This window comes from Deltaproteobacteria bacterium CG11_big_fil_rev_8_21_14_0_20_49_13 (assembly GCA_002796305.1).
GTDB lineage: Bacteria > UBA10199 > UBA10199.
In genome coordinates this window covers 1,633-6,524 of record PCWZ01000064.1, presented here as the reverse complement: position 1 = coordinate 6,524, position 4,892 = coordinate 1,633, and the positions used below count along the sequence as shown (strand labels likewise).

At 49.6% G+C, this 4,892-nt stretch carries 7 protein-coding genes and 1 pseudogene (1 of these 8 running past the window's edge); 5 read left to right on the top strand and 3 right to left on the bottom strand.

Features of this window, described 5'->3' with window-relative positions; translation table 11 throughout:
• Window positions 1-224 (bottom strand): annotated as a pseudogene (locus tag COV46_06095) (hypothetical protein) (it extends 94 nt beyond the left edge of the window).
• 9 nt (window positions 225-233) lie between these two features.
• Here COV46_06095 and COV46_06090 point away from each other — a divergent pair.
• From COV46_06090 to COV46_06080, 3 genes are all read left to right on the top strand, one after another.
• Window positions 234-755, top strand: a complete 522-nt coding sequence (locus COV46_06090; protein ID PIR16989.1) for a hypothetical protein — start codon at window positions 234-236, stop codon at window positions 753-755.
• A complete protein-coding gene (locus COV46_06085; protein ID PIR16988.1) occupies window positions 752-1,312 on the top strand; it encodes a hypothetical protein in 561 nt (186 codons plus the stop codon). Before COV46_06090 ends, COV46_06085 begins: the two co-directional genes overlap by 4 nt.
• Before the next feature lie 93 nt (window positions 1,313-1,405).
• Complete coding sequence (locus tag COV46_06080; protein PIR16987.1) at window positions 1,406-1,621, top strand: hypothetical protein; 216 nt, start codon at window positions 1,406-1,408, stop codon at window positions 1,619-1,621.
• Between the two features lie 22 nt (window positions 1,622-1,643).
• Here COV46_06080 and COV46_06075 read toward each other — a convergent pair whose 3' ends face one another.
• A complete protein-coding gene (locus tag COV46_06075) occupies window positions 1,644-1,994 on the bottom strand; it encodes a hypothetical protein (GenBank protein PIR16986.1) in 351 nt (116 codons plus the stop codon).
• Between the two features lie 345 nt (window positions 1,995-2,339).
• Here COV46_06075 and COV46_06070 point away from each other — a divergent pair, with 345 nt between their 5' ends.
• Together COV46_06070 and COV46_06065 are read left to right on the top strand one after the other, a co-directional pair.
• Window positions 2,340-2,930, top strand: coding sequence for a hypothetical protein (locus tag COV46_06070; GenBank protein ID PIR16985.1), 591 nt, complete (start codon window positions 2,340-2,342; stop codon window positions 2,928-2,930).
• 276 nt (window positions 2,931-3,206) lie between these two features.
• On the top strand, window positions 3,207-4,373 hold the full coding sequence (locus tag COV46_06065) for an AAA family ATPase (GenBank protein ID PIR16984.1): 1,167 nt from the start codon (window positions 3,207-3,209) through the stop codon (window positions 4,371-4,373).
• Window positions 4,374-4,542: 169 nt separating this feature from the next.
• On the opposite strand, the gene COV46_06060 is transcribed toward COV46_06065, so the two are convergent.
• On the bottom strand, window positions 4,543-4,892 hold a 350-nt coding region (locus COV46_06060; protein ID PIR16993.1), incomplete at its 5' end, for an enamine deaminase RidA.

Below are 4,892 nucleotides of genomic sequence, written 5' to 3'. Positions count from 1 at the left end.
GAGGGAACCGTATTTTTACCACGGCCAAGGCCCGGGAATTCGGCCCCGAGGTAGGGCTTTCCGAGAACTATGTCCGGCAGGCCCTTTGTCAACTGGCCAAGTCGGGCTGGGTAGTTCGCCTGCACAACGGGCTTTACGCGATCTCCGAAGCCGTCCCCGGGGTGACCCCCGCCCACGAGTTCGAAATCGCCATGGCATTGGCGGATCCCGCCGCCATCTCCCATTGGTCTGCCATGCATCATCACGGTCTAACCGAACAGGCCTCGAGGAAGGTTTTCGTACTGACGACGATTGGCGCCTCGGTTCCGACCACGCGCACGAAGGGCGACTATCGGATCGGAGACACGGCCTATCGTTTCATCAAGATCCGGCCTGAACGATTCTTCGGGACGGAAAAGGTGTGGATCGGCGAGAGCCGCGTGACCATCACCGATCTCGAACGCACGCTTATCGACGGGCTCACCATGCCGGAATACTGTGGCGATTTTTCCGAGGTGCTTCATGCCTTCGAGGCGGCTATCGGCAAGATCAATCTGGAACGCATCATCGACTATGCATTGAAGCTGGACGCCGCAACGGCCAAGCGCCTCGGCTGGGTTCTGGAAAAGCAAGGCATGGAGATTGGTCGTCTGGCTTCACTCGCAAACGTCCCTATCAAGGGCTATCGGATATTGGATTCGACCGGTCCACGCAAGGGACCATGTAACCGATATTGGATGATTCAGGAGAATCTTCCTGGAAAGGTAAACGCATGAAACCGCTACACACGCGTCTGCAGGAAGCCGGAAAGAGACTGGGGATTCCATGGGAGGTTCTGGAACGCGACTATCTGCTCTCATGGGTGCTGGCAGGACTTACCCGTACCGATATCCTTCGCGACACACTTGTGTTCAAAGGCGGCACCTGTCTCAAGAAATGCTACTTCGGCGACTACCGGTTTTCGGAGGATCTGGATTTTTCGGGCGTCGGGGACGTTCCAAAATGTGACGCGATGGAGGCGGCCGTTCGTCAGGCGTGCGAAACCGCTAAAAAACTCCTCGATGAATACGCTCCCGTCGAAATAGCATGCGAGCGCTATACCGAGAAGGAACCCCACCCGGGCGGACAAGAGGCGTTCTCTATTCGCGCCCGCTTCCCGTGGCATCGGGATCTGCACACGCGGGTCATCATCGAAACGTCCGTGGATGAAAAGGTTCTGAAACCGATTGAGCGGAAACGGGTCATCCATGAATATGGTGAGCCCTTCGATACTGTCGTCGCGACCTATGCCTTGGAAGAGATCGTTGCGGAGAAACTGTGTGCCATCCTGTAACACATGGAAAAACTCGAGTCTTGAGGGTGGGGACGATCCAGAGCGCGCGATTACCATGATCTCTGGCGTGTGCTCGGGACCTACAAGGATCGCATGGACTTCGGCGGGTTCGGTGATTTCCTTCGGGCCAAATGCGCATTGAAAAATATCGGATTCACCGATGAGGGAGATTTTTTCAGGGAGAACTGGCTTCCGCACGTCGAGAAGACTTGGGAGCAATGGTTGGGACCTCTGGTTCCGGATCTTCCGCCCTTTCAAACCGTGATCGGGGAACTTCGCCCAGAGATAAAAGAACTGCTCCAGAAATAATCACTCCATCCGAAGCGTTGCCTTATTCTTCGATCATTCGTTCCTTCGCTTTGTCGAATCCGATCCAGCGACCGTTTTCATCCATTCCCCGGGCGGCCAGGTGGTTGATGGCGATCTGATTCAGATCCACCTCGCCACGTGCGACCTTGCAAAGCGTCGCGGTATCCATGCCCTGGATCGCTGCCGATGAATCCCATGAACGAACCGGAAGAAAAAACCTTATTTTGGCAGAAGCAAAGCACCATCTTCTGACAGTGGCATGAGTGGATTCCAGTTTTCCGCCCCCATCAACAGCAAGAAACCCCAGAAAATAGAAGAATAGAAAATGGAGGAAGAAAAATGAAAACAAACCCGAAGCGCCGAAGATCGGCATATTGAGCGAGGATTGTCTTCGCAGACTCGAGGATGCCTTTTCACTCGGATGTAGCGACGCCGAGGCCTGTTGCTTCGCTGGGGTCACCCTGCAGGTCTTTCAGGAACACCTGAAATCCGACCCCGCCTTCAAAGACCGCAGGGAAATCCTCAAACAGCGCCCCCAACTTTTGGCCCGTCAGACGGTCTTCAAAGCCCTGAAGCCCTGAAAGAGGACCCCCAAATCGCCTTGGAGTACCTGAATCGGGTTCCAGGGGGCAAATAACGTTATTTTCGGGTTTTAGCGACTATTTGTCCGTAATTACGGAGGTTTTCATTGAAACCAACTTGACACTATAATTTATTTATGTCATATTGGTTTCAAATGATAAAGTTACCACCCAAGTTGGCGAAAAGACCTTTTTCAACGGCGGAAGCCGTAGCGGAGGGCATCAGCAAAGCCTCTTTGAGCCGAATGGCCAAGGCAGGCATCTTGGAGCGATTGAGCCGCGGAGTGTACAGAGTCGAAGGATCCGACGACAGCACGGGAGAGGATTCCTATCAGATGGCAACCCTGCGTTGCGGGCAACCGTCGGCCATTTGTCTCTTGTCGGCCATGGAACATTACCACGTCACGGATCAGATCTCCAAACAGATCTGGGTGCTCGTCCCGGCAACCAAGCGAGTCGCTGCCAAAGATTTGAAATTGATCCGGTCAAGGGACCCCATGTGGGATATCGGGATCTCTAAAACGAAAGGCTACTGGATCACTACGCTCCCGAGAACCTTGGTAGAGGGCCTCTTGTACAAGAGGCTTATCGGTCATCGGGTTGCGATCGCGGCTCTCAAACAGGCATTGGCACAGAGGAAAGTGAATCTGGGTCAGGTGGTGGATATGGCAAATAAACTGGGAGTCGCTCACCGGATACGCCCTATCATTGAGGCATTGGGATCATGAATCGCGAAAAAGAAAAACAGATAACTCGCGCAATGAAGGCGCTGGCACAGAAGGACTCCCGCTTGAATATCAACGAGGTCAGGGTGATCGTTGCCATTGAGCGCGCGATCGCCAGATTGTCGGTTTCACTGTTCACATAACTCACTAGAATAAAAACACAAATTGGAAAAGAGGTCAATAATGGCCCTTTTCCTGTAGTTAGAAGCACCATCATAAATGGATAAAAAAATCGATTTTTTGCTTGATTACTCCTAAATATCGCGATAATATGCAGTTATGTTTCAAAGAATCGCGCCACTTCCATCCAACCCCAAGGAATCTTTTTTCCTATGGGGACCAAGGAAAACGGGCAAAACATTTCTTATTAAACACCTATACCCAAACTCTCACAGAATTGACCTGCTAAATACCGACAGCTTTGCGAAATATTCTGTCAGACCAGCCTTATTACGGGAAGAATGTCTGGCCAATATTGAAAGCGACCCAACTGCATCCAGACTTGTTTTAATAGATGAGGTTCAAAAGATCCCGAAACTTCTGGATGAGGTGCATCTTCTTATCGAAGACCATCACTTTGTTTTTGGCATGTGCGGATCATCAGCCCGTAAACTTAAGCGAGGTCATGCCAATCTACTAGGTGGGAGGGCTGTCCGCTATGAATTGCGCGGTCTCACTTTTCCGGAACTGGGGAACGAGTTTGATCTCACGCGCCTCATCAATCACGGCTATCTTCCCAGCCATTATTTGAGCGGCAATCATCTCAAGTTAACGGATTCTTATGTCAATGAATACCTTAAGGAGGAAATTGCGGCGGAGGGGCTCGTGCGAAACCTTCCTCTTTTCTCTGACTTTCTAAGGGCGGCCGCGTTCTCCGATACTGAAATTGTCAACTACAGCAATATCGCCAGCGACTGCGGCGTCTCCGGCAAAACGGTCAAAGAATATTTCCAGATCCTTCAAGATACGCTGATCGGCGAATTTCTCCCTGCCTACACTCGTCGGGCAAAACGCAAGGTCATACACTCACCAAAGTTCTACTATTTCGATGTCGCTCTTCCAAATTTGTTGACCCGTCGAGGAGAACTTCAATTAGGTTCTGAAATGGCCGGAAAGGCCTTTGAAAACTGGCTGTTTCACGAACTTAAAAGCTACATCACTTATAAAGAAAAAAGTGATCTTTTATCGTATTGGAAATTGGCCGATTCCGGTCGCGAGGTCGATTTCGTTGTTAATGACTGTGAAGTGGCCATTGAAGCTAAGGGAACAAGTCGGGTGCGGCCGGACCATTTAAAGGGCTTAAGGGAACTGAAAAAGGAACACCAGTCCATTAAGAAACTTCTGTTGGTCTGTTTGGAAGAATTGCCACGGTTAACCGACGATCAGATATTGATCCTGCCTTATCGGGATTTCTTGCAATCGCTGTGGCAGGGTGATGTTTTCTGATTTATTGTAATGTATTAATGCGTCAGGATGTCGAACATTTTTACCATAACATACGGCTTGCTTGTAATCTCATCTGCTCCAGAAGAGTAAAGATGACTGGAAAAGTGAACCACACCCTTCGAATGCCAATGTCTCCTCATCAACCCGTGGATAACACATCCTGTAACTTTCAGTTTCTTGCTGCAATTGCATCGACTTGGAATAAAATCCCCTCCCTCACAAATTTTGTTTCAAATGCTTTTCTTGCAGGGTATTTTCCATTAAATCTTTCCTTAATTATTTTCCCCAACGAATGTATATCCGTAATATTCTTAAATAGGCAGTCCATTTTTACAACTGACTCTAAATTCAGACCAATTGATCCCAATCTTTTTTCTAAAAGATCAAATGCACCGTTTATCTGGTTTTCAATTGATTGCCCTTCATTTCCAATACAATAGCTGATAAAGACATAGGCTCCAGCTTCAACAATTCCTGAATGTGCCCATTCCTCACTTGATTCAGTTCTCTTTATTTCGC

Bases quoted from the DNA above. Each gene is read 5' to 3' on its own strand.
- COV46_06090 (PIR16989.1), top strand. From the start codon at position 234: ATGCATCATCACGGTCTAACCGAACAGGCCTCGAGGAAGGTTTTCGTA.
- COV46_06085 (PIR16988.1), top strand. From the start codon at position 752: ATGAAACCGCTACACACGCGTCTGCAGGAAGCCGGAAAGAGACTGGGG.
- COV46_06080 (PIR16987.1), top strand. From the start codon at position 1,406: ATGGACTTCGGCGGGTTCGGTGATTTCCTTCGGGCCAAATGCGCATTG.
- COV46_06075 (PIR16986.1), bottom strand. From the start codon at position 1,994: ATGCCGATCTTCGGCGCTTCGGGTTTGTTTTCATTTTTCTTCCTCCAT.
- COV46_06070 (PIR16985.1), top strand. From the start codon at position 2,340: ATGTCATATTGGTTTCAAATGATAAAGTTACCACCCAAGTTGGCGAAA.
- COV46_06065 (PIR16984.1), top strand. From the start codon at position 3,207: ATGTTTCAAAGAATCGCGCCACTTCCATCCAACCCCAAGGAATCTTTT.